The following is a 25,068-nucleotide window of genomic DNA, read 5'->3' on the forward strand; positions in this document are numbered from 1 at the left end:
CTTACCTTAATAAGCCATTCTCTAAAGCACTAAGCTTTAAAATATACTCTTGACTTTTGTTTGTATCAAAAAAACTATTTATCTCATAAAAACTTTTTAAAGTTTTATCAATATATCTTAAATTTCCTTGAGAAATTTTTTGTAAAAACTTAAGACATTTATTTGAAAAATTCATTCCGAATTTCAATTTAATATAATCATCAAGCTCTAAAAGACTAATATTTTTCAATTCAAAACAAGCACTTAAACGACTTTTAAAATGCTCTTTTTTAAGTATATTTAACTTTTTATGAGAACTTAAAACAAAACTTATAGAATCACTATAAATCCTAATGCTTTCTAGCATTGCATAATCATACATTCCTACTTCATCAAGAATGATTAAACTCTGACCTTGTGAAATCAAAAACTCAATTTTTTCTTTTAAGAAACTCTGATCTTTAAAATTTTCATTAATAAAATCAACATTATATTTTTTTGCCAATCTTTGCAACAATACACTTTTACCGCTACCACTTTTTCCCCATAAAAAAATAAAAGCTTTTTGACTTTCTAAAATTTGATTGATTTGATGAAAAATTTCTTCCCTAAATGAAATAATTTTATTCATAATGCTTAAATCCTAGATCTTTAAGACTTGGGGCATTTACGCTATCTACTATACTTGGAGTGATAATAAAAACAATTTCGGTTGCTTTAGAATTTAAAACTTCTCCTTCAAACAAAGAACCTAGGATTGGAATTTTTGATAGAAAATTGATAGAATTTTTCTCATTAGATTTATCGTGAGAAATCAATCCACCTAAAATTAAAGTTTGATTATTCTCTACTTGCACAACACTAGAAAGCTTTTTTTGTATAGTATCAGGAGCAATAGTTCTTGGTTCTTTTTGTCGTTTATTATCTTCTGGATACTTAAAATCACTTAAGCTTGGATTAATCCTAAGCATTATTTTTCCATCATCGGAAATTTCTGGTAAAATATTGAGTAAAATGCCTACAAAAATAGAATAATTATTATAACTTTCACTAACAGTAGTCCCATTTTCAGTACCTTTAGAACTTTCTTTAACTTGATAATTTATAGTATCGCCTACAGAAATAATGGCTTGTTGGTTATTTAAAGCCATAAGCTTTGGATTAGAAAGCACGCTAGTTTTTCCATTTTGAGAAAGAAAGTTAATAATAGAATCAAAATTTAAATTTGCCCTTAAACCCAAATTCTTAACAAAACCTTGCTCATTTTGAAACTGAATAAAAGAATTTTCATTATTTACTTGCGAATTTAAACCTATATTAAAATTTTGCCAATTAATCCCACTAGAATGGCTTTCATTTAAACTCACAGCAAGTATGCTAACATCAATAATAACTTGTTTTTTAAGACGATTTTCTAGTTTTTGCAAATAATTTTTCACACTTTTTAACTGAGAATTTGTTCCAGTTACTATAATAAGACCTGCATTGGGATTTATAATGGGAGTTTTAGCCTCATAATCTTCATGAGAATTTTTTAATAATACAATAATCTCTTTTTCTATATTTTGCCAAAAATCAAATTTTTCCATACTTTTAATCATATTGTCTTCTGCATCATCGAAACTACCGCTATATTCACTTTGCCTTGGTTTAGCGTCTACAGACGCTTTAGTTATGCTTTGTCCTTCTCTAATAGAAGTGATATAACTTATCTTAAAAATCTTCGTATCAATACCTGAAATTCTTAAAATTTTACCATCGAAATCATAGCTAAGATCATGCTCTTTGATAAAAAAATTAAAAATTTCGTCTAAACTCATTTGATGAATATTGACAGAATTTTGCAATGTTTCTAATTTTTCTTTGGCAATTTTATCTTTAACAATAATACTAAAAGAACAATATTTTGCAAGCTCATCAAGACTTTCTTGTATGCTTAATTTTTCATTAATACTGATATCAAAAAGACGCTTTTGACAATCTAAAGCATAAAGATAATGGCAAAAAAGAATGTTAATTAATATTAATCTTATCATTTTTATTTATTTGGATTGCAATTTCTAAATTATCATATTGGAATTTAATCTCTTTAGTATTTATTTCATGTATTATAGCATCATCAATCATATCACCTTTTTTATACCATCGATCATAAATTTTTACTTTATCAAGCATAATTGCAGTAATTTTAATATGTCTTAATTTTTCAAAAGTAGGATTCACAAATGGATTTTGAAGAGTATTAAAATTTATGCGATTTTCTTTATCTATAAGTTTAAAATACTCTTCAAAATTATCTTGTGCAAACAAAGTGCTAAAACACAATGTAGCACTAAAAATATATTTTATCAGCTTTCAACCTCATTACTATAATCAGCCATAGCGATACGCTTAAGCTGTCTATAGCGACGTTGAGCGTCTTTTTTATTGCGTTCAAAAAGCTCAGCAGCATGTTCAGGATTTGCTTTTTTAAGTGAATTATAACGCACTTCATTCATCAAAAATTGCTCATATAAATCCCAATCAGGCTCTTTTCCTGTTAGAGTTAAAGGATTTTTTCCTTGTTCTTCTAAACGAGGATCAAAGGTATAAAGTGGCCAATAGCCACATTTTGTAGCAAGCTCACCTTGCTCTCCTGAGTAGCCCAGCCCACCTTTAATACCATGAGCTATACAAGGAGAATAACAAATCACCAAAGATGGTCCATCATAGGCCTCAGCTGCAGTGATAGCTTTGATAAGATGAGTATAATTTGCCGTTGAATTTACTTGTGCTACAAAAATATAACCATAAGTCATAGCAATTTGACCTAGATCTTTTTTCTGTATAGGTTTGCCTGCTGCTGCAAACTGTGCCACAGCTCCTGTTCTAGAAGATTTTGAACTTTGACCACCTGTATTAGAATAAACTTCTGTATCAAGCACTAAAATATTTACATTTTCTCCACTTGCTAAAACATGATCAAGTCCGCCATAGCCTATATCATAAGCCCAACCATCACCACCAAAAATCCAGTGAGATTTTTTACTTAAATACTGTTTAAGCTCTAATATATCTTGCACCGCTTTAATATTTTTATTTTGCTCTAAAATAGGGATCATTTTATCTTTAATTTCCACAGACATAGCACCATTGTCTTTATTTGCAATCCAATCTTTAAAAAGAGCTGATAAAGCATTTGGAACTTCTTGCATACTTTCATTCATGATATGTTCAATGCGGTGTCTTGTATTTTCAGTTGCAATTTTCATACCCAAACCAAACTCAGCATTGTCTTCAAAAAGTGAATTTCCCCAAGCAGGACCGTGTCCATTTTTCACACTTTTTCTATAAGGAGTTGATGGAGCTGAACCCCCATAAATAGAACTACAACCTGTCGCATTAGCCACAATCATTCTTTCACCGAACAATCTTGTAATTAAAGTGATATAAGGAGTTTCTCCACATCCAGGACAAGCTCCATGGAATTCAAATAAAGGTTGGGCGAATTGCGCTCCTTTTGTGGTTTCTTTATTTAAAATATCATCTTTATATGTGATTTCTTTAAATAAATAATCCGCATTTTCTTGCTCACCAAAATCCATCTCTTCTTGAAGTGGTACCATAACCAAAGATTTTTCTTTAGTAGGACACTCATGAACACAAAGCTCACAGCCTGTACAATCAAGTGGAGAAACTTGAATTTTAAAGCTTAATTTTTCTCCTTTGGTCCCTTTAGCTTCTAAAGCATGATCTTTTACACCGCGAGGTGCATTTGCCATTTCTTCATCATTAATCAAAAATGGTCTAATAACAGCATGTGGACAAACTGAAGCACATTGATTACATTGGATACAATTTGCTTCTATCCATCTTGGTACCATAACCCCAACACCGCGTTTTTCGTATTCGGTTGTGCCGTGTTCAAAACTTCCATCTTCATAACCTAAAAAGGCTGAAACAGGCAAATCATCACCCTTAGCTGCGTTCATAGGTTTTACGATTTTTTCAACAAATTCAGTGCCTTTATAGGCATTGGTTTGTTCTTTTTCTTTAAGCTCTAAATTTTTCCAATTTGGATCCACTTCAACTTTTACAAGTCCATCAGCCCCCACATCAATAGCTTTGTAATTCATTTCTACAATAGCATCGCCTTTTTTACTATAAGATTTATACGCAAGCTCTTTCATGTATTTTTGTGCGTCTTCATAAGGAATGATTTTTGCAAGTTTAAAAAAGGCTGATTGCATAATGGTATTTGTACGATTTCCCAAACCTATATCACGAGCTAGTTTGGTTGCATTGATGATATAAAAATTTACTTCTTTTTCAGCTAAAGTTTTCTTTACTGCATCTGGAAGTTGTCTTATGGTTTCTTCAGCATTCCAAATACTATTTAAAAGGAAAGTTCCACCTTTACGAATTCCTGCTAAAACATCATAAATTTCCAAATAAGCCGCTACTGAACAAGCGATAAAATGCGGAGTTGAAACAAGATAAGTTGAACGGATAGGTTTTTTAGAAAATCTTAAATGGCTTCTTGTATAACCCCCTGATTTTTTAGAATCATAAGCAAAATAAGCTTGAGCGTAAAAATCCGTTTTATCCCCGATGATTTTAATCGAGTTTTTATTTGCGCCCACAGTTCCATCAGCACCAAGTCCGTAAAATAAACATTCGATCGTACTTTCATCTCCAAGTGAAATTTTCTCTCCGGTACTCAGTGAAGTATGAGTTACATCATCAACTATACCTACAGTAAAGCCATCTTTTGGATTATCAAGTTTAAGATTTTCAAATACTGCTATCATTTGAGCAGGATCAACATCCTTTGAAGAAAGTCCGTATCTTCCACCCACTATAACAGGAGCATTTTCTCTTCCATAGAAAGCTGATTTTACATCAAGATAAAGTGGCTCCCCAAGACTTCCTGGTTCTTTGGTTCTATCTAAAACTGCGATTTTTTTCACTGATTTTGGCATAACATCAAAGAAATATTTTAAGCTAAATGGGCGATAAAGATAAACTTTTAAAATCCCTACCTTTTCACCCTTAGCATTAAGATAGTCTACCACTTCTTCAAGTGCTTGAGTCACAGAACCCATAGCAACAATCACACGCTCTGGCTCTTTATGTCCATAATAAGTAAATGGTTTGTATTCTCTACCTGTGATTTTTGAAATTTCTTGCATATATTCATTAACAACATCAGGCAAAGCATCATAAAAACGGTTACTTACTTCTCTAGTTTGAAAATAAATATCATCATTTTGTGCTGTTCCGCGTGTTTTTGGATTTTCTGGATTTAAAGCATTATTTCTAAATTCAAGCAAAGCTTCTCTATCTAATAATCTATCAAAATGTGCATAATCCATTACTTCAACTTTTTGAATTTCATGGCTTGTTCTAAAACCATCAAAAAAATGCAAAAATGGCACTCTTCCCTTAATTGCAGCTAAATGTGCTATACCAGCTAAGTCCATGGTTTCTTGCACGGAATGCGAACAAAGCATAGCAAAACCAATTTGTCTTGCCGCATAAATATCTTGATGATCACCAAAGATAGACAAAGCTTGAGCAGCCAAAGAACGCGCTGCTACATGGATTACACAGGGGAGTAATTGACCTGCTATTTTATACATATTTGGAATTTTAAGGAGTAATCCTTGAGAAGCTGTATAAGTTGTAGTCAAAGACCCAGCCTGTAAAGATCCATGCACACTACCTGCAGCACCTGCTTCACTTTGCATTTCTACGATTTTTACAGGAACTCCAAAAAGATTTTTTTTGCCTGCAGCTGCCCACATATCGGTGTAATCAGCCATAGGAGAACTAGGTGTAATAGGATAAATTCCAGCAACTTCAGTAAAAGCATACGCAGCGTATGCAGCAGCCTCATTTCCGTCCATAGTTTTCATAATTTTACCCATTGAGACCTTCCTTATATATTGATAATTTTTATAATTTTTTAGCTATCAATTTACTATAAATTCTCTTAAAAGGCGTTTAACGAAAACTTGAAATTAGTTTAATCTAGCTATATAATTAACAGCCTCATATGCATTTAAAAATACCATAGAATGAGCTTTTAATTCATTTTCATTGCCATAGCCACAAGTTAAGGCCAAAGGAGTGATATTAGCAGAAATTGCAGCTTGAATATCTAGTATTGTATCGCCTATCATATAGGCATTTTCTTGAGTTTTATTAAGTCTTTTTAAGGCTAAAATTATAGGTTCAGAACTTGGCTTTGGATTTATGACATCTTCAAGAGTAATTAAAGTTTTAAAGAATTTTTTAACCCCCAAATAATCAAGTAAAATCGGAGTAAATTTACCTCCTTTTGTTGTAACTATACCAAGATCTGCAATTTCGCTTCCAAGTTCTAATGCTTCTTTTGCTTTAGGCAAAAGAGTGGTTTGTTCTAAATAAATTTGTGCATAAATTTCACGATAAGCTAATACAAATTCTTTACTTAAATTTACTTTATCTGGATAAAGCATTCTAAACATTTGCTCTAAAGGATAACCTATGAGATTTTTGATTTCTTCATTATTTTTAGAAGTTAATCCAAGGGCTTTAAAAGCTCCTTGGAAAGAATTTAAAATAGCATCAGTAGAATCAATTAAAGTGCCATCTAAATCAAATAAAATAGTTTTATTCATTATCTTAAAATAAATTTAGCATCCACTCTTCTATTATCCGCTCTACCTTCTTTAGTGTCATTGCTTGAGCGAGGATTATCTTGACCATAACCTACTGTTTTGATGCGACTTTTTTCTACACCATATTTTTCAAGTTCATTAGCAACACTTTTAGCACGTCTTTCAGAAAGCTTTTGATTATAAGCTCTTGAACCGATATTATCTGTATGTCCTTCAAGAATAGTATCATATCTTTCATTTTCATCTAAAACTTTTGCAATTTCTTTGATTTTTTCTTGAAAAGTTGGATTTATAGTAGTTTTATCAAAACCAAAATGACCTTCCAAAGAAATAGTTTTTTCGCAACCATTTTCATCTAATAAAGCACCTTCTCTTGGTTCTACAGGACATTTTACTTGTGGAGCTGGACGAGTATCAGCAACTTCTTCTACAGCTTTTTCCTTTTTGCCACCAAAACCAAAACTAATACCTAAAGTTGAAACCCAATTATGGTTTGCATGGTTAAAATTAATTTGATCTCTAGTTTCAAGTCTTAAAGCCAAAGAATCACTAAGACGGAATTTTACACCCGCGCCATAATGTCCAAATCCACCGCTTTTATTATCATAAGCAGCATTTGAAAAATCCTCATATCCTCCACCTGCTAAACCATAGAAATAAAATTTCTCACCTACATCAATACCTTTAATAGCACTCAAATAAGTTCTTGTAATATCTGTAGTTTTATTTGTATTTGTATATTTAACATCAGAATAATGCTCTAACCCAAATTCTAATTGATCAAGCCAAAAATCGTCAAAATGATAACCAAGTCTAATCCCTGGTGCATAGCGATTATCCATATCTAAATTACCTTCAAAGTAATTATAGTTTAAAGTTGGAGTGATTTCAAATTTTACATTGTTATCAGCACCGAATAAAACACTTGCCAAACCTAAACATAATAATATTTTTTTCATAGAAAAAACCTTTCATTGTGTTATAAAATAAAAATTTAAATTTTGCAATTATATCATAAATGACAGAAAAAAGGATAAGTTTTATAAAAAATTGTAGAAAGGTGGGAAAATCCCACCAAAAATATTAACGTTTAGAGAATTGCGGGCTTCTTCTTGCTTTGCGGCGTCCATATTTTTTACGCTCAACAGTTCTACTATCTCTAGTAAGAAGTCCTTTAGGTTTTAATAAAGCTCTAAAATCAGCATCCATAGCTGCTAAAGCTCTTGAAATTCCATGTCTTAAAGCTTCAGCTTGAGCACTATAGCCCCCGCCTAAAGTAGTTGCTTTAATATCCATTGAAGTTTCTTGTTTAGTCACAAGTAAAGGTTGAACCACTTTAAGCTTAATCGCCTCGTGTCCACCAAGCCAAGTGTTTAAATCAACACCATTAACACTAATTTTACCACTACCTGGTTTTACCCATACCTTTGCGATAGCAGTTTTTCTCTTACCTGTTGCGTATGTTGTTGCCATGATTATTTTCCTTCTTTAGCAATTTGCGCAGTGTGTGGGTGCTCACTACCCGCATAAATTTTTAATTTTTTAAGCATAGCTCTGCCCAAATTTGTTTTAGGAAGCATACCTCTAACTGCTAATTTATATAATTTTGCAGGATTTTTTTCAAGTAAATCACCAAATTTTTCGCTTTTTACACTTCCAAAATATCCTGAATGTCTATGATAAAGCTTATCTTCTGCTTTATTAGCACCTGTAAATACAGCTTTTGAAGCATTGATGATAATTACATAATCACCACAATCAACATTTGGAGTAAAGCAAGGCTTGTTTTTACCTCTCAAAATTGTTGCTACTTCAGTTAAAAGACGACCAAAGCGTTTGCCTTCTGCGTCTAAAACAATCCATTCTCGTTTTACTTCGTTTGGCTTTGTTATCTTTGTCATAATTTTTACCTTTGCCAAAAATTTAAAATGTGATTGTATAAAAAATAATATTAATTTTTACTTAATTTAAGTAAAAATAAAGTTTATATTTCCAAAATTTGAATTTCATTTTCCAAACAATAAACTATAAAAGCACGCACTTTATCTTTTTTTAAAATTTCACTAATGGCAATCTTATAAGTTCTTACTTGCTCTTTATGTTTATCTTGCATAGCAAGACCTGTTTTATAATCAATTATGAAAGCTTCTTCATCTTTTAGAGCAAGCAAGTCTAATTGTTTAATTTCTCCATTAAAACTCAAAGCTTGCTCTTTTAAAAGCTTTCCATCGCTAATTAAATTTTGAAATTGAGTATTTTTCAGCAAAATTTCAATTCTTTTAAAAAGCTTTTCAAAATCACTCTCATCTAAAAAATGCCTAAATTTGCTCTTGCATCTTTGAGTAAGTATTTGAAAATTTTCACCCTTAGGGAGTTTTAAATTTTGCATAAAAAAGTGAAAAGCATTTCCAAAATATAACTCTTTACTATCAAGCTTTTCTTCACTTTGAACTTCTTGTGGGCTAATTTTTTCAAATTTTTGTAAAGCTTGAATACTTTCTTTTTTAATACTTAAAATTTGCTCTTTGCTTTCTAAAAAACCTCTCTCTTGAGAATGTATATTTAAAAATCCCCCCTTAAAATAACTTGGATAATTTCCATTTACACTTTCTTCGTTTCTTTTTATGATAATCAAACTTTCCTTAGCTCTTGTAAAAGCCACATAAAGTTTATTGATATCATCTTCATAATTTGCTCTTGTAATATTTTCTTTAAAAAGGGTATAAATAGGCTCTTTAGTAAGCTCTCGAATTTTATCCTTAATATGGAGTTGCCAACCTTGATTGATATCATATTCAAGCATGATATCTTCATTGTTTGAATTGTTTTTAGATAAACTATCTAGCAAAATCACATGATCAAATTCCAAACCCTTAGATTTATGCACACTCATAATACTAATACCCATATTTTGCTCGCTTACTATTTTCAAAGTACAAGGCTCAAATAAAAGCTTTAAAAAATTTTCCTTAGTTTTAGCATATTCGATAAATTGCATTAAAGCTATATCATTTAAATCAAGTTTTAATTCTTTTATTAAAAAAAGTACATTTTCCATAGCATTTTTTGAAAAATCAAGGGTGATTTTTCTCGGCTCAAAACCTAAAAGTTCTTTTAAAAATACCAAGTAAAACTCATCACCAAAAATACAATATTTAGCATATTCTAAAACAAGTCTTACGCTTGCTTTATTTTCAAGTAAAACATTGCTTTGAGTAAATGCAGGAATATTTTGCTCTCTTAAAAAATCCAAAACCATATCTGCATCGCTATTTTTCCAACACAAAATACAAATATCATCATAAGAAATATTTTTAGATCTTAAAAAATTAACTTGCTCAAATAAAGTTTCTAAAGTCTTTTCCTTGATTTCTTGAGCTTGGTTTTTAACCTTTTGTTCTTTAGATTCCACAATACGCACAAAACCGCCTTTTTTGCTTTCTAAGGCAAATTGCTCTTTATAATCTTTGATTTTTTCTTTAAAAGTTTCATTAACAAAATCAACCAAAAGCTCTTTAGAACGATAGTTAGTATTTAAACTGTCACTTTTAATTTGATCAAATTCTTGTTTTAACAAATCAAATAATTCTTTTTTTCCTTTACGAAAGCGATAAATACTTTGTTTTTTATCTCCTACATAAAAAAAAGTGCGATTTTTCTTAACTCCTTCCCCTGAAACAAGCTCAGCAATCAAAGGGCGTAAAATTTGATATTGGATCACGCTTGTATCTTGAAATTCATCAATAAGCAAATGCGAAATAAAACCATCTAAGCGAAAATAAATCATATCCTTAAATTCACTGGTTATTAACTCATAAACTTTTTTACTCACATCTTGGAAATTTAAAGTATTTTTATCTTTATGAAATATATTTTTAGCTTCACTATAATGATTTAAAAGATTCATTAAATTAGCAATTTTATAATTTTCAAGCTCTATAGCATAAGTATTTAAAGCATTTATAAGCTCCATTCTTTTTGCGCTAAAATGCAAGTTAGTGCTTTCTAAATCTTGCAAATATTTTGTACTTTCAAATTTTGTCATAAAGCTTGATTGCATAAATACAGACAAATCTAAAACTTCACTTTTAAAATTGTCACACAAATTTTTATAATTTTTTACATGAGTAAAACCCAAACAATAACTTCTTAACTCACTATAAGCTTTATTGATATAAGCTTTAGATGGATTTGGAATTTTAGGAAGATTTTGAAAATAAGCATTCTCATAAAATTTTTCAAGCTCGTTAAAAAAATTTTCTTTCTCATCAACTAAATTAATATAATAAGCCAAATCTTTTAATTCATCTTTTTTAAGAAGTTTTAAAAAAATCTCTCTTACATCAAGCTTCTCTTCACTCATTGTAAAATCACTACTTAAGCCCAAATTTAAAGCAAAAACACGCAAAATTTTTCCGAAAAAAGCATCAAAAGTACTGATTTTTAACTCTGTTCTTAAAAATTCTTCTTTTTTAGCATCTCTTAAAGAAATAAGCTCTTCTTTATCTTTACCTAAAAGCTTGCAAAGCTCATTGCATTCACTGGTTTTATTTTCTTTTTCTAAATTTAAAAAAGTCTCAATAATTCTTTTTTGCATTTCATTAGCAGCTTTTTTAGTAAAAGTTAAAGCTAAAATTTCATTAATCCTAGCTCCTTTTAAAATAAGTGCTACAAAACGCACGCTCAAGGCAAAGGTTTTTCCACTTCCTGCACTCGCTTCTAATGCCAAAAAAGGCTCAAATTGACTCATTTTAATTCCTTTTTATAAATGAGTTTATAAGGACAATACTCATCTTGTTCATTTTCAAACTCTATTTCTTCCTTGCTCATAAGAACTAAATCTTTAAGTCTTTCTCTTAGCTCATCTAAACTTTTGGCTTTTTGATGTAATATTTGCATACTATTTAAATCATAAAAACCCACGCTTGCATTTTCATCATATAAAGCCTGGTAAAAAGCAAGTTGATAAGAATTACTTGGCACTTTTCCACTTTTATAATCAATAATCAAATTACCTTCTTTTGAACTATCGATACGATCTATAGTGCCCTTAAGTTTTATACTATCTGCTCCAAGCTTTAAAATATTATTTAACTCAAGCTCTGTATGTGCGACATAAAAGCCTTTTGAAAAATGCTCTTTTTCATTTTTAGCAAATTGTATAAATTTTAATTTAAACACTTCAAGATCAAGTTCGCTGATATTGTATTTTTGATATTCTTTATCCAATAAATTTGTAAAAACTTTTATATCAAAATCATTATTTGCATAATTTTTATAATAAATTTCAAGCATTTTATGGATGAAATTTCCTTGATTTTTCGCTTTACTTTCCTCGCTTAAAACCCTAGGTTCTGCTAAATTTAAAATATAGCGATAATAATAAGTTCTTTTTTGATTTTCCAATAAATTAAAACGACTAAAAGAAAGCGGGAACTCGAAAGGATTATGCTTTAAAATAGGAGCTTTTATAGGAGTTAGATTAGGTTTTATGCCCTCATAGTCTAATTTTAAAGCATTAAGATAAGCTTTTTGGTGAATATGGGTTTCATAAAAAAAGTCAAAATCAAGTTCATCTAAAAAACGTGATTTGCTTTTTTCTTCATTTTCCACAAAGCAAATACTTACTTCTAAAGCATTCTTCATCAAGCTTTCATAATAAAATCTTTGTAAATTTTCTCTTCTATCATAGCTAATCAATCCTGCTTTTTTACGCACTTCATTGTTTAAAAAAAGTTCATTAACACTTCTTTTAGGAATAAATTCTTCATTAAAATCAACCAAAATCACCCCATCAAAACAAAGCCCCCGACTTTCTAAAAGCCCCATTACCGTAACCTTACCTCCACCTACATCACTAAGGGAAAGTTGTGAAATTTGCATGAAAAAAAGATGGATCAACTCTTTAAGAGTTAAAGACTGATTTTTCAATAAATCTTTAATAAAATAAAGTTCTTTTCGTATCAAATAAATAAGCTCTTGCTTTTCATTTTCTAAAAATAAAGCAAGTAATTTTTCAAAATATTCAAAATCACATTTCTCATCAAAATACTTTTTAAACTCTATAAAATCAAGCTTTAAAGAATGTAAAAGCGTATTGTGATAATCAAAAATCATCTGCGTGTCTTCAAAATAATCCTCTTGATTTTTATAAACAAAAGAAGCACTACTAGCACTTTCATAAAGTGCTTGAAATTTTTGATAAAATAAACTTTCTTTAATACTAATCCCACTTGCAAAATTAAGCATATTGTCTTTATCAAAAAGTCTTAAAAACTCACAAAAACTTTCATCTGGAGTTATAACTACAATATTTTCAGACTTTAAACCTTTGCGTACAAAATGTGAAATTTCATCCATAACAAAAGCGCATTGTAAAGCCCTTAATTCAAAAGATTTGAGTTTAATTTTTGAATTTTTTGTTTTAAAAATTTCTTCTTTTAAAATCTCTTGTTTTGAAAGATTGATTTCATAATGAGTGTTTATTTTTAAATCAAATGTTTTTAAAAAATCAAGTTTTAAAAGATATTCGAGATTAAATTTACTCGTTTTAAAACTTAAAACCACTTCTTTAATCTGAGAAATTTCACTTAATAAATTTTCTTCAAATTTACTCAAAAAACCTTGCAAATCATAAACTATAGCTTCATACTCATCTAAAAAATCTTTATTAAGAGTGTAATTTTTAGGCAAAGAAAGATCATCATAAAAAGATTTCTTTTCAAGCAAAGCAAGATAATTCTTATATACCTCATCTAAAATTTCCAAATGTTCATTATAGGTGGCATAATAATCATTATTTTTAAGATCTTCTATGCTTTTTTTTTCTAAACTAAGTTCTTTGAAAAAGGAAAAAAGATATTCGTTGTTTTTCAAAAAAGCAAAAAATTCTACAGAAATTCCTAGTTTTTTTTCTAAATCCTTACTTTTTAGACAAGCTTCTTGCATTAAAAGCAAGCTTTCATAAGAACTTGCCTTATGAAAATTACTCAAACAAACTTTATCTAAAAATTCACCTATATGAATAGCACTATCTAATAAAGCATTTTGCTGTTTTTTTTGGTTATAATACTCTCTAATTTGTCTTGAAGAACTAAAAATTCTTAATTTCATTGAGCATTTAATTCGTAGCTAAAAAAACCCACTGTTTCTTGATTTGCATAAAACTTTAGCTTAAGCTCCCATCTACCTTTATCTAATTTAGGCAAAGCGATACTTAAAATTCCATTTTTAACTTGTCCTTCTAACTTTTGATCAAAATTTTTAGTGAATGGTCTTGTAAGAAGAACTTGAACTTTTAAATCATCAGAATTTATATTTTGTAATGCAGAAATTTTAAAATTTGCAACATAGAAATTTTGATCCACTTCATAACTAGGAATTTTTCTTTTACCTATAAAAGTGATTTTATCATTTTGAAAATTTACTTTAAAAAATTTATCAAAATTTACTTGTTGTTTTTGTATTTGATTGTAATTATTTTCAACATTTTGATAAGAGTCAAAATAAAAATCATCCTCATATACAGGATGGTGACTTGCTATAAAAATCGTTACAATACAAGCAATAATTATAGCCAAAAGTGAAAGCAAAATACCATAAGGCCAAAAACTTCTTTTAGTTTCTAACATTTTTTTTCCTCTTTATTCTTCTTTGTGCATAGTATAACAATGCAAAGCAAATAAATCCATAGATAAGTATTCTTAAGATATTGATAGTATCACGATTTGCATTACCTATAGAATGTTCTAATTGTAATCCCAAGGATTTTGCCACACGATCTACAATATCTGCATAACCATTAAGTATAGCAGCATTATAAATATCACCTTTATTTGTAGCTAATATCGGCAAAATAGATCCTGTTCCAGGATAAGGACTAAGCACGGATTCTTTATCAATCAAAGCTAAAGCACCTTTTGAGCCCACTATATCAACTTTGTGAGAATTTTTTGACAAAAGAAGCAATATATAAGATTGAGGAAGTTCTTTTTGTTTATTTAATAAAGTTTCAATTTCAGTTTCATCACCAACCATAACGCCGATAAAAATATTACTTTTTTGGTAAAGCTCTTTTCCTATAAGATTAATCTCATTACTTACTTTTTGACTTAAAATATTTTCATTAAAAAGTACAGCATCAAGAGCAAAAACCCTAGAAGGCAATAAAACAAAGAAGAAGATGGCTAAAAAAAAGCCATCTTGTAATATTTTTTTCATCCTATATGAAGATGATTTACAGTTAAAACCGACCAAGCGGTGATTGCAGCAGCAACAACTAAACCAATAACAATTAAATATTCCAAAGCCTTACTCATTGTGCTTCCTTTATACTTCTATGATCTTGTTCTTTTGAACCAAACATCTTTACACTTTGTGCATCTTTAAGACTATATGGCTTTTGCATCACTTCTTGCTGAGCTTTAAGACCCCAAATAGTTAAAACTACTAAGATAGCAAGTAATAAAACCGTAGCAATTAACATACCTGTAACACCTGAAAGAGAAAACACGCATCTATTATTATTTTCCATCATTCACCCCTTGAAAGAGAAATTACATACTCGCCAACAGCTTCTTTTTGAATATCATTAAGTGTTGGAAAACTCGGCATTGTTCCTATAAAACCAGCCTTACCACTATGTAAAACATCTACTACAAAAGCTGCAGAACCGTATTTTGTAAGATCTGGGAACATTCCATCTTGACCTTTTCCATCTTCTCCATGGCATGCTGCACAAGTTGCATAAGCTTCTTTACCTTTTGCTACTAAATTTTCATTTGCAGTTTTCTTAATAGCTGAAAGATCTTTTGCTACATAAGCAGCAATAGCAGGAATATCTTCTTCTGCCACACCTAAATCAGCAGCACCAAGCATTTCTCCACCTGGAAAATTCATACCTTTTGAACCATGTTTAATTACATTGATTATACCTTCTTCGCTACCCCAAATATTTAAATTTTGAGCTTTACCATTGATACCATCGCCTGTAATTCCATGACAAGCTGAACACTGAACTAAAAAGATATTTTGACCCATTGCTATTTTATCTTCAGGAGATAAATTTTTAAATTTTTCTTCGAATTTTGTATTATGAGTTGCTACTTCTTCATTGTATTGACCTATACTTGAAAAAGAATTTAAAGGATATCCCCATAGAAAATACCAAATAGCCCAAACAATAGTCAGGAAAAATACCACAGCCCAACCAGTAGGAACAGCATTTTTATACTCTCCTATTCCATCCCAACTATGTTCACTAAGCTCTGACTCGCCCTTTTTTTCTTTCATTTGCTTAAACATTCTACTCACAATAACTAGTGTGATTAAAATGATAAGAATAGCTCCAATTAAAGATAAGAGATTAACATTATCTTCTAAATTTAACCATTGCATTAAGCACTCCTTTTACTTTCTAATACACTATCATCAATATCATCTTTTAAGGCAAGGTTTGCATAATTTTCATAATTTCTCTCACCTTTTTTTTCTGTTCTATATAAATGATACCAATACGCATATAATACTATTGACAAAAACATCACGAGTGCAAAAAAACCATAACCTTGAAAAATCTCCCACTCATGTTTTTGAACTGTTGCTAAATCAAATGTGATTAAATTTTTAATCACATCAAAAACTATTGATAAATGTTCCATCATCTTACTTTAAGCTATTTAAATAAGCGATCAAAGCAACTATTTCTTTGATTTCACCTTTAGCAAAAGCATCTTTTACTTCTTGATTTTTCATTTGATCAACTATAGCCTGAGCTTCAGCTTTTACTTCAGCTTGCGCATCCTCCCAAGAACCAAGTTTTGTTCCATTTTCTGTATCATAAGGAACATTGAAAACTTTTTTCACGGTTAAAGCCTCAGCATAAGCAGTTTCAATATCTGCATTATTTTTAAACATATGCTTATATGAAGGCATAATAGAATCTGGAACAACAGAAGTAGGATCCCACATATGATTTTCATGCCAATCAGCTGTTCTATAATTTCCTACACGAGCAAGATCAGGTCCTGTTCTTTTTGAACCCCAAAGAAAAGGTCTATCATAAGCAAATTCACCACTTACAGAATACATACCATAACGATCTGTTTCTGATTTAAATGGACGAATAAGCTGTGAATGACAAGCATTACAACTATCTTTAATATATACTGCACGCCCTGCAAGTTGTAAAACCGTATAAGGTTTTTTACCTTCAATTGGTCTTGCATTTTCTGCAAAATTTGGTAAAACTTCAACTATGCCTGCATAAGCAATCACTACAAAAACAGCTACAGCAAAAAAGAATGGATTTTTTTCTAACCAACTAAACATATTTTCTCCTTTTTATGCTGCCATAGGCGAAGCGCTTTTTGGTTCTTTATCAAGCACTCTTCCACAAGCAATTGTTTTGTAAATATTATAAGTAAACATAAAGAAACCGATAAGATACAACAATCCACCAATCGCTCTAATCCAATAATAAGGAATAATAGCCACAACAGTATCAATAAAGCTATAAAGCAAGTTACCATACTCATCTGTCGCTCTCCACATCATACCTTGAGTAATACCCGCAATCCACATTGAAGCAAAATAAAGAACTATACCTGTGGTTTGGATCCAAAATTGAGCTTCCATTAAAGATTTGCTATAAAGCTCTCTTTTGAAAACTCTAGGAGTCATATGATAAAGCGCAGCCATAGTCATAAATCCTACCCAACCTAATGTTCCATCATGAACATGTCCTGGAATCCAATCTGTAAAGTGTGCTAAAGCATTAACAGACTTAATTGAAAGAATTGGCCCTTCAAGTGTTGAGAACATATAGAAAGTTGATGCCAAAATCATAAATTTAATCAATGGACTCTCGCGAAGCTGGCTCCACTCACCTTTCATAGTAAGTAAGATATTAATCGCTGAACCCCAAGAAGGTAAAATCAATACTATAGAGAAAACCGAACCCATAGTTTGCATCCAATCAGGTACAGTTGAATAAATCAAATGGTGACCACCTGCCCAAAGATAAACAAACATTAAGCCCCAAAATGCAAATAAAGAGAGTTTATAAGAGAAAATCGGCTGACCACTTTCTTTTGGCAAGAAGTAATAAATTTGAGCAATAATACCCACAGTAAATACAAATGCCACAGCATTATGTCCATACCACCATTGTACTAAAGCATCATTTGTTCCTGCATACATTGATACACTATGCCACCATTTACCCATTCCAGTAACAAAATAAGTTGGTACTTCCATGTTGTTAAAAAGATAAAGCATAGCTATACCTAAAAATGTAGCTATATAATACCATAAAGAAATATAAAGAGTTTTTTCACGGCGAATTCCAATAAGTCCAAAAATACTTACACCCCATAAAACCCAAACAAGAACAACAAGAATATCTAAAGGCCACTCAAGCTCTGCATATTCTTTAGATGTAGTCACACCCATAAACAAAGATATAACAGCTAAAACCATAGTAAGCATATAAAGCCAAAAATGAAGCTTACCAACAGCCATTAAAAATCTTGACTCAGCCATACTTACCTTAAGAACACGCTGACCTATATAATACCAAGTTGCCCAAATCCCTGAAAGCATAAAACCAAAAATCACACCTGAAGTATGAAGTGGTCTAAGTCTTGAAAAAGTAGCATATTCTCCTGCTAAATAATTTAAGTTAGGATATGCCATTTGAAAAGCTATAAGAGTTCCTATAGCCATACCAACAATGCCAAACAATACGGTTGTAAACATAAAATATCTTGCAACCGTATAGTCGTAATTTAATACATTACCTGGATGCATCGACTTTCTCCTTAAAATTTTTGATAACAAGAGAATATTATAGAATATTAATTATACATTTTTTCTTAAAAATGATAATTTTGTTAATCATTTGTTATGCTTTATATTTTAAGGCTAAATCAGTCTTATTTATTGATATTTATCTTATAACCTAAACTTGGCACATTTTTTATAAAATCTTCACCTACTTTATCTCTTACTCTTTTAATGAAAGTTCTAACAGCAGTATCACTCACATGTTCACCTATCCAAACATTTTTCTTTATATCTTCATGCAAAACCAAAGCCCCAGGTTGCTTTAAAAGCAAAGAAATAAAAGCCAATTCTTTTTTAGTTAAAACAATTTCTTCACCATTGTAAATCAAAGTTCTTTTAGTTTTGTTAAATTGATATTCTTCAGAAATTTTTACAAGCATATTTGCTTCAATTTTTTCGCCTATCAGATAATCTAAAACTTTAAACAACTCTTCTATATCAACAGGTTTAATCAAATATTTATCTATACCAATATCAATAGAACGCAAAAGTCTCTCTTTCTCTGAATACGCACTAAGAACAACAATTGGGACATCATCTGAAATTTCCTTAATCTCTCTTGCCATATCAAGCCCATCCATAATAGGCATAGCAATATCTGTGATAACTAAATCCGGCTTAAATTTTTTAAATTTTTTAAGACCCTCATCTCCATTTTGAGCTCCGATTACTTTACTAAAGCGTTCGCTTAATACATTAATCAATGATTCTCTAGTCTTAATTTCATCTTCAACTACTAATATTATCAATTCTTTACATTCTTGTGACATTTCTACTCTACCCTCTCTTTTAGTTTTAAAAATATCTCAAAACAAGCCCCTTCTTTTCCATTCTTAACTTTTATTTTTCCTTGGAAACTTTCAATAATTTGTCTACTTATATAAAGTCCTACTCCTATACCCTGACTGGGATGTTTTGTTGTAAAATAAGGTTGAAAAATTTTATCTAAATTTTCTTTATCAATCCCACCAGCATTATCTTTTATTGTAATTTTCAGATAGTTTTTTCCAAATTTTGAAAAATTTATTGTTATGATTTTCCTTTTTTTGTTTTTAAATGCCTCTATTGAATTTAAAATCAAATTAAGAAAAACTCTTATTAAACCATTCTCATACGCCAAAACTTCATAATCACTTTTCGAAACAATATTAATATTTACATGATTTTTTTCTATAGTTTCAAAAGCAATTTCTAAGGCTTTATTTAAAGTCTCTTTTATAAATACACACTGCTCTACTCCTTTGTTAAACAAAGTTCTAAACACATCAATTGTTTCTGACATATTTTTAATCATATCTTTTGATTGTGAATAAATTTCAGCAAATCCTTTTTCATCTTTAAGATTTTGCTTCATTTGAAACATGGCAATACCAAGCTCATTTAACGGTTGTCTCCATTGATGTGCTATATCACTAATCATTTGTTCTAATGAAGATTTCAAAATCTCTTCATATGCTATTTTAATATCTTTTTCATTTTTTTCCAAGGCAATTTTCATTTTTTTCTCAAATTTTTTACCTAACTGTATAAATTCTTGTTGGTGATTTTTAACTGTATTTTCAAGATTAATACTTAATTCTCTTAATTTAGCGTGATTTAGAGCAAGCTCTTCATTAAGCTTAAAAGAATTACTGACATCATGAGAAAGTGCTACTATTTCTATTAATTCATTATTTTTATCCAATATGGGGATTAACAAAGTTTCAAGATAGAAGGTTTTGCCTAATTTATCAATATTTTTAAAAATAACCTGATAAGGCTTTTTATATGAAAGATCTTTTAAAAGCTTCTCAACATAACATTCATCAACATCTGGATGTTTAAATATTGAATGTTTTTTTCCTATAAGCTCTTTTTTGCTATATCCACTTATTTGACAAAGCTTATCACTAACAAAAATTAAATTTCCTTGCACATCAGCTCTTGAAAAAATTGTATTTTTTTCCAGAGCTTTAAAAAACTGATCTTTAAAAAAATCTTTCATTGAAAAGCCTTAAAACCTATATAGGCAAGATTTATACCGTAACAAACAATAATGCCATACGATAAATAATTAAACAAATTTTTCAAAAAATCACTAAAAAATTGTGAAATTTTAGAAAAAAATAACATCGCAGGTAAAGTTGATATTCCAAAAATCATCATTACCAAAATACCTTCAAAAATATTTTGCTTACTTATTGCATTGGCTATAAAAAAATACACCAATCCACAAGGAACAAAACCATTTGAAAATCCTAAAAATATAGCTGATTTTAATCCTTTAAAATTTTTAGATTTTTTAATAATTTTCTTTACAAAACTATCAAAAAAAACATTATTTTCAATAAAAGATAACATATTGCCTCTAAAAATAAGAGCAAAACCCAAAATCATCATAAATATACCAAGAATAAAAAATGACAAACTTTGAACCTTAGCATTGATTGCCAAGATATTCCCAAAAGTCCCAAAAATTATCCCTAAAACAATATAAGCAAAAATTCTAAACAAATGATAAATAAAAGTTAATAAAAATAAATTATTGCTTTTTGAATTTAAATTTATAAAAAGTAAATTAAAACCACCACACATAAAATAGCAGTGTCCAAAACTAGATAAAAAAGCAACGCTGATAATAGCTAAAAAATCTATACTCACATCAAATTCATAAATTCTTTAAAAATGTACTTACTTTCATGAGGACCTGAAGAACTTTCCGGGTGATGTTGTACTGAAATAATAGGATAGTCTTTATATCTTACTCCTTCAACATTATCGCCAAATAAATTTCTATGAGTGATATGAGCCACTTGAGCTAATTCTTCTGGAACATTATAATTATGATTTTGTGCGGTAATTTCTACCGTTTTTGTATCAAGATTGATCACAGGATGATTTGCTCCATGTTGTCCAAATTTCATTTTATAAGTTTCATATCCAAAAGCATTACTTAAAAGCTGGTGACCTAAGCAAATTCCAAGCATAGGAATTTTAGCTTCTGCAAGTTTTTTAATCTCTGCAATCTCTTGTTTTAAAATTCTTGGCTCACCTGGACCATTAGAAAGAAACACACCTTGAATTTCACCTTTTTTATACAGAGTAATCAACTCATTTGCTTTAATATTATATGGATAAACTTCTACTTCAAAACCTACTTCTACGAGTTCATTTAAGATATTTGTTTTAACACCATAGTCTATAACAGCAACTTTTTTCTCGCCTCTTTTAGCGTCATTAAATTTTTGAAAACTAGCATTCCAAACGCCTTGTTTGTGAGAATAATTTTTCTTAGTGCTAACTTCTTTTACAAAATTTACTTCATCAATTTTTGCTGATTTTTCTAAGGCGATTTTTAAATCTTCTTTATTTGAAATTTCAGTTGAAATTACAGCTCTTAAATTGCCATTATTTCTTATCATTTTTACTAGATATCTCGTATCAAGTTCATAAATTCCTATTTTTCCATGTTTTTCAAGATAATCTTGCAGACTTTCTTTAGCGCGAAAATTTGAAAAACTGGAACTTAATTCACGCATTAAAACACCACTTGCAAAAATTTCCTTACTTTCATTATCATTTTCATTGGTTCCCACTATACCAATTTCTGGCATGGAAAATACGATAAATTGCCCTGCATAAGAAGGATCTGAAATAATTTCTTGATATCCTGTTAAAGAAGTGTTAAATACAAGCTCTCCAAAAAAAGTACCGCTCTTTCCAAAAGCCTTAGCACTTAAAAAAATATCATTTTCTAAATAAATATAAGCCTTCATTAAAACATACCTTTTTTTCTAAGCTCTTCTTGATAGAGTTTTTCAAAGATAAGATCGTATTCTTCGCTACCTGGAATAGGTTTTGTTTTATAATTGCTAATTTTCTCATAAACCTCATCTTCAAGTTTTTCATAAATTTTAAGATAAGACTCTATGCTTGAAAAGATTAAATTTTTAACTCTATTTTCACTCACTATAAAATTAATATAATCATTCTCTACAAGTTCTTCTAAAATTTGATGCGCTAGATGATTATGTCTATCTTCAGAATCTAAAATCACATTAAATTCAGGAGCTAACTTTTTCTTCACAAGCCAAAACATATTTTTACGATCTACTTGCATAAGCTCCATTTCATCTTCTTGTTGCTCTAAAAGCTCTTTGACTCTTTCATCTAATTTTCTTTCATTTAGAATATCTTTCTCTAAAACTTCTATTATACATACCTTAAGCTTTTCTAACTGATCTTTAATTTCTACAAAAGAAGAATTAGCTATATCTAACATCATTTTATTTGCGATATAAGGAATATGTGGTAATTTTATACGCATCTTAAAAACCTTTTATTTAATAATGTTTAAAATAATAGCTTATTTTTGGTAAAAGAATGTTAAAAATGAAAAATTTTCATTTTTTTAATCACCTAATTACTAGCATTATTATCTAAATTTTTCAAAAGTAAAGTAAGCTCGCTGGCTTTTTTTGGATCCATTTTAGATAAAACACCTGAAATTTTACGCGATTCCAAAGAAAGCATTATTTTGCTTGCATCCTCTGCATCCATTTGACTTAAAACATCTGCAATGGCTGCATCTTTCATTTGGGAGTAAATTTCTTTAATCCTACCTTGAGTTTTATCATTGATTGAATTTAAAATCTTTTGTTGTTCTTCTACAAGCCTTGCGTTTTCAAGTTTTAATTCTTCAATTTTTGCCAAAGTCGCATTAACCTCAGCCTCTTTTTTTTCTAAATTTTCAAGCCTTTCTTTTTGCAAAGCTTCAAAAGAGGCTTTATAAGCTTCTAAAGATTGTCTTGCTTCATCAAATTCTCTAGTTTGCAATTCAATTTGAGCTTTTCTAGCTTCAAAATATTGTTCACAATCTTGTTCAGCTCCAAAAACTACACTTGAAATAAAAACTAACAATATAAATTTTTTAATCATCTTTTTCCCCTTTGAAAAAACGACTGATTGCAATTTCATCTAAAAATTTTTCTTCAGCCTTCGCAAGTTCTTTTTGTTTTTGTTTAATTTCCTCAGTTTCCAAAGCCTTCATTTTTTCATAATCTAAATGCGCTTTTTGATATAAAAACTGATAATGGTTCATTTCTTTTTTAGAAAGTTCTACTTTCTCCTTAGCTCTTGCCAAAGCCTCGCGTCCTACTTGCGCCATACTTAAATTTGATCTTAACTCTGCTATAGATCCTGATTTTGGCAATACGCCTAAACTTTCACACTCTTGGCGTGAAAGTTCATAAGCTTTTTCATGTTCAAGCTGTCTTTGTTTGGCTTGATTAAGATTTGATTCTGCTTTATCAAGTTGTTGTTTTCTTACTTTTACAACAGAATTATATTTACTTTTCATAAGATGATAGTATCATCTCTTTCAGGGCTAGTGGAAATATACTTTACTTTAACCCCTGCAAGCTCTTCAAGTCTTGCTATATATTTTTTAGCATTTTCTGGCAATAAATCATAATCTTTTATACCAAAAACTTTATCCCAACCATCCATTTCTTCATAAATAGGTTGAACATTTTCTAAATCACTTGGTATATAGTCGATTTCCATGCCCTTATATTCATAAGCACGACAAATTTTTATCTTTTCAAAACCATCTAAAACATCAAGCTTCATCAAAGATAAAGCATCAAGACCATTAAGCCTTGCTGTATATCTTACAGCAACCGCATCAAACCATCCACAGCGTCTTTTACGTCCCGTGCTTACGCCAATTTCTTTTCCAATTTGTGCAATTTTTTCTCCATCTTCGCCCTTATCCTCAGTAGGAAAAGCTCCATTTCCCACACGCGTTGCATAAGCTTTTACAATACCTATAATATTTCCCGCTTCTTTAGGATTTAACCCAAGTCCTGTTAAAGCGCCTGCTGAAATAGTACTTGAACTTGTAACATAAGGATAAGTTCCATGATCAATATCAAGCATAGAGCCCTGAGCTCCTTCTAAAAGTACTCTTTTATCTTCATCTAAAGCCTTCCAAAGCATTCTTGTAGTATCTGTAATATAAGGAGTTAAAATTTCATTAAAGCGTTTTAAATCAGCAAGCAATTCTTCAGCACTTGGAATTTCAATTTCAAGCATTTCAAAAAAAGTTTTATTAGCTTCAAAATCTTTCATCAAAGCCTCACAAAGTCTTTGTGGTTCTAAAAGCTCTCCAACTCTATGTCCTGTACGATTAATCTTATCTGCATAAGAAGGTCCTATACCCTTACCTGTTGTTCCTATGGCATTTTTGCCTTTGAGTTTTTCTTTTGCAATGTCTATTAAAGAATGATGTTTTAAATTTAAATGAGCTCTATCACTGATATATAATCTACCTTTTAAATTTTCAAATTGAGCCATTTCAGCAATCAATACTTCAGGAGAAACCACAACTCCATTTCCGATAATATTAATACATCTTGGATGCAAAACTCCACTTGGCATAAGATGAAGCGCATATCTTACACCATTTACCCAAATCGTATGTCCTGCATTGTGTCCACCTGCACTTCTGCAAACAAAATCATAATTTTCACATAATTTATCAACTACCTTACCTTTTCCTTCATCGCCCCATTGAATGCCGACAATAATATCTGCTTTGCTCATAAAAATTTCCTTGATT

General features: G+C 30.1%; 26 protein-coding genes. All 26 read right to left on the reverse strand.

All coding sequences use genetic code 11. The annotated features are described in order from the left end of the window. Window position 1: 1 nt before the first annotated feature. The 26 genes from AJN60_RS05990 to AJN60_RS06115 all read right to left on the reverse strand — a co-directional run bounded on the left by AJN60_RS05990 (window position 2) and on the right by AJN60_RS06115 (window position 25,052). Window positions 2–610, reverse strand: a complete 609-nt coding sequence (locus AJN60_RS05990) for an ATP-binding protein (protein WP_070243186.1) — start codon at window positions 608–610, stop codon at window positions 2–4. Further along, window positions 603–2,015 carry a pilus (MSHA type) biogenesis protein MshL gene (gene mshL / locus AJN60_RS05995; RefSeq protein ID WP_070243187.1) on the reverse strand — a complete coding sequence of 471 codons (1,413 nt, stop codon included), beginning with the start codon at window positions 2,013–2,015 and terminating at the stop codon, window positions 603–605. The genes AJN60_RS05990 and mshL overlap by 8 nt, the downstream gene beginning before the upstream one ends. After that, on the reverse strand, window positions 1,993–2,304 hold the full coding sequence (locus tag AJN60_RS06000) for a hypothetical protein (RefSeq protein WP_002862131.1): 312 nt from the start codon (window positions 2,302–2,304) through the stop codon (window positions 1,993–1,995). Before AJN60_RS06000 ends, mshL begins: the two co-directional genes overlap by 23 nt. 23 nt (window positions 2,305–2,327) lie before the next feature. Further along, window positions 2,328–5,888, reverse strand: a complete 3,561-nt coding sequence (gene nifJ, locus AJN60_RS06005) for a pyruvate:ferredoxin (flavodoxin) oxidoreductase (protein WP_070286090.1) — start codon at window positions 5,886–5,888, stop codon at window positions 2,328–2,330. Window positions 5,889–5,981: 93 nt separating this feature from the next. Next, window positions 5,982–6,623 carry an HAD family hydrolase gene (locus AJN60_RS06010; RefSeq protein WP_002887739.1) on the reverse strand — a complete coding sequence of 214 codons (642 nt, stop codon included), beginning with the start codon at window positions 6,621–6,623 and terminating at the stop codon, window positions 5,982–5,984. Next, on the reverse strand, window positions 6,623–7,582 hold the full coding sequence (gene cadF / locus AJN60_RS06015) for a fibronectin-binding outer membrane protein CadF (RefSeq protein ID WP_070286091.1): 960 nt from the start codon (window positions 7,580–7,582) through the stop codon (window positions 6,623–6,625). Before cadF ends, AJN60_RS06010 begins: the two co-directional genes overlap by 1 nt. A 124-nt stretch (window positions 7,583–7,706) precedes the next feature. Then, window positions 7,707–8,096 (reverse strand): 30S ribosomal protein S9, encoded by a 390-nt coding sequence (rpsI, locus tag AJN60_RS06020; RefSeq protein WP_002851459.1) that lies wholly within the window; start codon window positions 8,094–8,096, stop codon window positions 7,707–7,709. A gap of 2 nt (window positions 8,097–8,098) precedes the next feature. Next, a complete protein-coding gene (gene rplM / locus AJN60_RS06025) occupies window positions 8,099–8,524 on the reverse strand; it encodes a 50S ribosomal protein L13 (RefSeq protein WP_002779321.1) in 426 nt (141 codons plus the stop codon). An 83-nt stretch (window positions 8,525–8,607) separates the two neighbouring features. Further along, on the reverse strand, window positions 8,608–11,373 hold the full coding sequence (locus tag AJN60_RS06030; RefSeq protein WP_070286092.1) for a RecB-like helicase: 2,766 nt from the start codon (window positions 11,371–11,373) through the stop codon (window positions 8,608–8,610). Then, on the reverse strand, window positions 11,370–13,736 hold the full coding sequence (locus AJN60_RS06035; protein WP_070252600.1) for a PD-(D/E)XK nuclease family protein: 2,367 nt from the start codon (window positions 13,734–13,736) through the stop codon (window positions 11,370–11,372). Before AJN60_RS06035 ends, AJN60_RS06030 begins: the two co-directional genes overlap by 4 nt. After that, window positions 13,733–14,254, reverse strand: a complete 522-nt coding sequence (locus tag AJN60_RS06040) for a FixH family protein (RefSeq protein ID WP_070286093.1) — start codon at window positions 14,252–14,254, stop codon at window positions 13,733–13,735. Before AJN60_RS06040 ends, AJN60_RS06035 begins: the two co-directional genes overlap by 4 nt. Continuing rightward, window positions 14,241–14,843 carry a hypothetical protein gene (locus AJN60_RS06045; RefSeq protein ID WP_002870878.1) on the reverse strand — a complete coding sequence of 201 codons (603 nt, stop codon included), beginning with the start codon at window positions 14,841–14,843 and terminating at the stop codon, window positions 14,241–14,243. Before AJN60_RS06045 ends, AJN60_RS06040 begins: the two co-directional genes overlap by 14 nt. Continuing rightward, on the reverse strand, window positions 14,840–14,941 hold the full coding sequence (locus AJN60_RS06050; RefSeq protein WP_002858872.1) for a hypothetical protein: 102 nt from the start codon (window positions 14,939–14,941) through the stop codon (window positions 14,840–14,842). The genes AJN60_RS06045 and AJN60_RS06050 overlap by 4 nt, the downstream gene beginning before the upstream one ends. Beyond that, window positions 14,938–15,159: a DUF4006 family protein gene (locus AJN60_RS06055; protein ID WP_072223679.1), complete on the reverse strand. Its 222-nt coding sequence runs from the start codon at window positions 15,157–15,159 to the stop codon at window positions 14,938–14,940. The genes AJN60_RS06050 and AJN60_RS06055 overlap by 4 nt, the downstream gene beginning before the upstream one ends. Next, on the reverse strand, window positions 15,156–16,019 hold the full coding sequence (locus tag AJN60_RS06060) for a cbb3-type cytochrome c oxidase N-terminal domain-containing protein (RefSeq protein WP_002870877.1): 864 nt from the start codon (window positions 16,017–16,019) through the stop codon (window positions 15,156–15,158). The genes AJN60_RS06055 and AJN60_RS06060 overlap by 4 nt, the downstream gene beginning before the upstream one ends. Further along, window positions 16,019–16,282, reverse strand: a complete 264-nt coding sequence (locus AJN60_RS06065) for a cytochrome c oxidase, cbb3-type, CcoQ subunit (RefSeq protein WP_002851307.1) — start codon at window positions 16,280–16,282, stop codon at window positions 16,019–16,021. The genes AJN60_RS06060 and AJN60_RS06065 overlap by 1 nt, the downstream gene beginning before the upstream one ends. A gap of 4 nt (window positions 16,283–16,286) precedes the next feature. Continuing rightward, window positions 16,287–16,952, reverse strand: coding sequence for a cytochrome-c oxidase, cbb3-type subunit II (gene ccoO / locus AJN60_RS06070; RefSeq protein ID WP_002855439.1), 666 nt, complete (start codon window positions 16,950–16,952; stop codon window positions 16,287–16,289). A 12-nt stretch (window positions 16,953–16,964) separates the two neighbouring features. Further along, window positions 16,965–18,431, reverse strand: coding sequence for a cytochrome-c oxidase, cbb3-type subunit I (gene ccoN / locus AJN60_RS06075; RefSeq protein ID WP_044779979.1), 1,467 nt, complete (start codon window positions 18,429–18,431; stop codon window positions 16,965–16,967). Window positions 18,432–18,556: 125 nt separating this feature from the next. Continuing rightward, a complete protein-coding gene (gene bumR, locus AJN60_RS06080; RefSeq protein ID WP_002862143.1) occupies window positions 18,557–19,237 on the reverse strand; it encodes a butyrate response regulator transcription factor BumR in 681 nt (226 codons plus the stop codon). A 2-nt stretch (window positions 19,238–19,239) separates the two neighbouring features. Beyond that, complete coding sequence (gene bumS / locus AJN60_RS06085; RefSeq protein ID WP_070286094.1) at window positions 19,240–20,451, reverse strand: butyrate sensor histidiine kinase-like phosphatase BumS; 1,212 nt, start codon at window positions 20,449–20,451, stop codon at window positions 19,240–19,242. Beyond that, window positions 20,448–21,107, reverse strand: a complete 660-nt coding sequence (locus tag AJN60_RS06090) for a sulfite exporter TauE/SafE family protein (protein ID WP_070286095.1) — start codon at window positions 21,105–21,107, stop codon at window positions 20,448–20,450. Before AJN60_RS06090 ends, bumS begins: the two co-directional genes overlap by 4 nt. Continuing rightward, entirely contained in the window at window positions 21,104–22,222 is a 1,119-nt protein-coding gene (carA, locus tag AJN60_RS06095; RefSeq protein ID WP_052858372.1) for a glutamine-hydrolyzing carbamoyl-phosphate synthase small subunit, read from the reverse strand. Before carA ends, AJN60_RS06090 begins: the two co-directional genes overlap by 4 nt. Further along, the gene (locus AJN60_RS06100) at window positions 22,222–22,773 is read right to left on the reverse strand and encodes a DUF507 family protein (protein WP_002851269.1); all 552 of its coding nucleotides are present in this window, start codon (window positions 22,771–22,773) and stop codon (window positions 22,222–22,224) included. The genes carA and AJN60_RS06100 overlap by 1 nt, the downstream gene beginning before the upstream one ends. A 92-nt stretch (window positions 22,774–22,865) precedes the next feature. Further along, window positions 22,866–23,384: a MotE family protein gene (locus AJN60_RS06105; RefSeq protein WP_070286096.1), complete on the reverse strand. Its 519-nt coding sequence runs from the start codon at window positions 23,382–23,384 to the stop codon at window positions 22,866–22,868. Next, window positions 23,377–23,805 (reverse strand): flagellar export protein FliJ, encoded by a 429-nt coding sequence (locus tag AJN60_RS06110; RefSeq protein ID WP_002880459.1) that lies wholly within the window; start codon window positions 23,803–23,805, stop codon window positions 23,377–23,379. The genes AJN60_RS06105 and AJN60_RS06110 overlap by 8 nt, the downstream gene beginning before the upstream one ends. Then, window positions 23,802–25,052 carry an adenylosuccinate synthase gene (locus tag AJN60_RS06115; RefSeq protein WP_002862151.1) on the reverse strand — a complete coding sequence of 417 codons (1,251 nt, stop codon included), beginning with the start codon at window positions 25,050–25,052 and terminating at the stop codon, window positions 23,802–23,804. The genes AJN60_RS06110 and AJN60_RS06115 overlap by 4 nt, the downstream gene beginning before the upstream one ends. Between the last annotated feature and the right edge of the window lie 16 nt (window positions 25,053–25,068).

The organism is Campylobacter sp. BCW_4323 (genome assembly GCF_001763115.1).
GTDB lineage: Bacteria > Campylobacterota > Campylobacteria > Campylobacterales > Campylobacteraceae > Campylobacter_D > Campylobacter_D jejuni.

Bases quoted from the DNA above. Each gene is read 5' to 3' on its own strand.
- AJN60_RS06060 (WP_002870877.1), bottom strand. From the start codon at position 16,019: ATGCAATGGTTAAATTTAGAAGATAATGTTAATCTCTTATCTTTAATT.
- bumS (WP_070286094.1), bottom strand. From the start codon at position 20,451: ATGAAAGATTTTTTTAAAGATCAGTTTTTTAAAGCTCTGGAAAAAAAT.
- AJN60_RS06010 (WP_002887739.1), bottom strand. From the start codon at position 6,623: ATGAATAAAACTATTTTATTTGATTTAGATGGCACTTTAATTGATTCT.
- cadF (WP_070286091.1), bottom strand. From the start codon at position 7,582: ATGAAAAAAATATTATTATGTTTAGGTTTGGCAAGTGTTTTATTCGGT.
- rpsI (WP_002851459.1), bottom strand. From the start codon at position 8,096: ATGGCAACAACATACGCAACAGGTAAGAGAAAAACTGCTATCGCAAAG.
- carA (WP_052858372.1), bottom strand. From the start codon at position 22,222: ATGAAGGCTTATATTTATTTAGAAAATGATATTTTTTTAAGTGCTAAG.
- AJN60_RS06030 (WP_070286092.1), bottom strand. From the start codon at position 11,373: ATGAGTCAATTTGAGCCTTTTTTGGCATTAGAAGCGAGTGCAGGAAGT.
- AJN60_RS06105 (WP_070286096.1), bottom strand. From the start codon at position 23,384: ATGATTAAAAAATTTATATTGTTAGTTTTTATTTCAAGTGTAGTTTTT.
- AJN60_RS06040 (WP_070286093.1), bottom strand. From the start codon at position 14,254: ATGTTAGAAACTAAAAGAAGTTTTTGGCCTTATGGTATTTTGCTTTCA.
- ccoN (WP_044779979.1), bottom strand. From the start codon at position 18,431: ATGCATCCAGGTAATGTATTAAATTACGACTATACGGTTGCAAGATAT.
- AJN60_RS06110 (WP_002880459.1), bottom strand. From the start codon at position 23,805: ATGAAAAGTAAATATAATTCTGTTGTAAAAGTAAGAAAACAACAACTT.
- nifJ (WP_070286090.1), bottom strand. From the start codon at position 5,888: ATGGGTAAAATTATGAAAACTATGGACGGAAATGAGGCTGCTGCATAC.
- AJN60_RS06115 (WP_002862151.1), bottom strand. From the start codon at position 25,052: ATGAGCAAAGCAGATATTATTGTCGGCATTCAATGGGGCGATGAAGGA.
- AJN60_RS06035 (WP_070252600.1), bottom strand. From the start codon at position 13,736: ATGAAATTAAGAATTTTTAGTTCTTCAAGACAAATTAGAGAGTATTAT.
- mshL (WP_070243187.1), bottom strand. From the start codon at position 2,015: ATGATAAGATTAATATTAATTAACATTCTTTTTTGCCATTATCTTTAT.
- rplM (WP_002779321.1), bottom strand. From the start codon at position 8,524: ATGACAAAGATAACAAAGCCAAACGAAGTAAAACGAGAATGGATTGTT.
- AJN60_RS05990 (WP_070243186.1), bottom strand. From the start codon at position 610: ATGAATAAAATTATTTCATTTAGGGAAGAAATTTTTCATCAAATCAAT.
- AJN60_RS06050 (WP_002858872.1), bottom strand. From the start codon at position 14,941: ATGAGTAAGGCTTTGGAATATTTAATTGTTATTGGTTTAGTTGTTGCT.
- AJN60_RS06065 (WP_002851307.1), bottom strand. From the start codon at position 16,282: ATGGAACATTTATCAATAGTTTTTGATGTGATTAAAAATTTAATCACA.
- AJN60_RS06100 (WP_002851269.1), bottom strand. From the start codon at position 22,773: ATGCGTATAAAATTACCACATATTCCTTATATCGCAAATAAAATGATG.
- bumR (WP_002862143.1), bottom strand. From the start codon at position 19,237: ATGTCACAAGAATGTAAAGAATTGATAATATTAGTAGTTGAAGATGAA.
- AJN60_RS06055 (WP_072223679.1), bottom strand. From the start codon at position 15,159: ATGATGGAAAATAATAATAGATGCGTGTTTTCTCTTTCAGGTGTTACA.
- AJN60_RS06045 (WP_002870878.1), bottom strand. From the start codon at position 14,843: ATGAAAAAAATATTACAAGATGGCTTTTTTTTAGCCATCTTCTTCTTT.
- ccoO (WP_002855439.1), bottom strand. From the start codon at position 16,952: ATGTTTAGTTGGTTAGAAAAAAATCCATTCTTTTTTGCTGTAGCTGTT.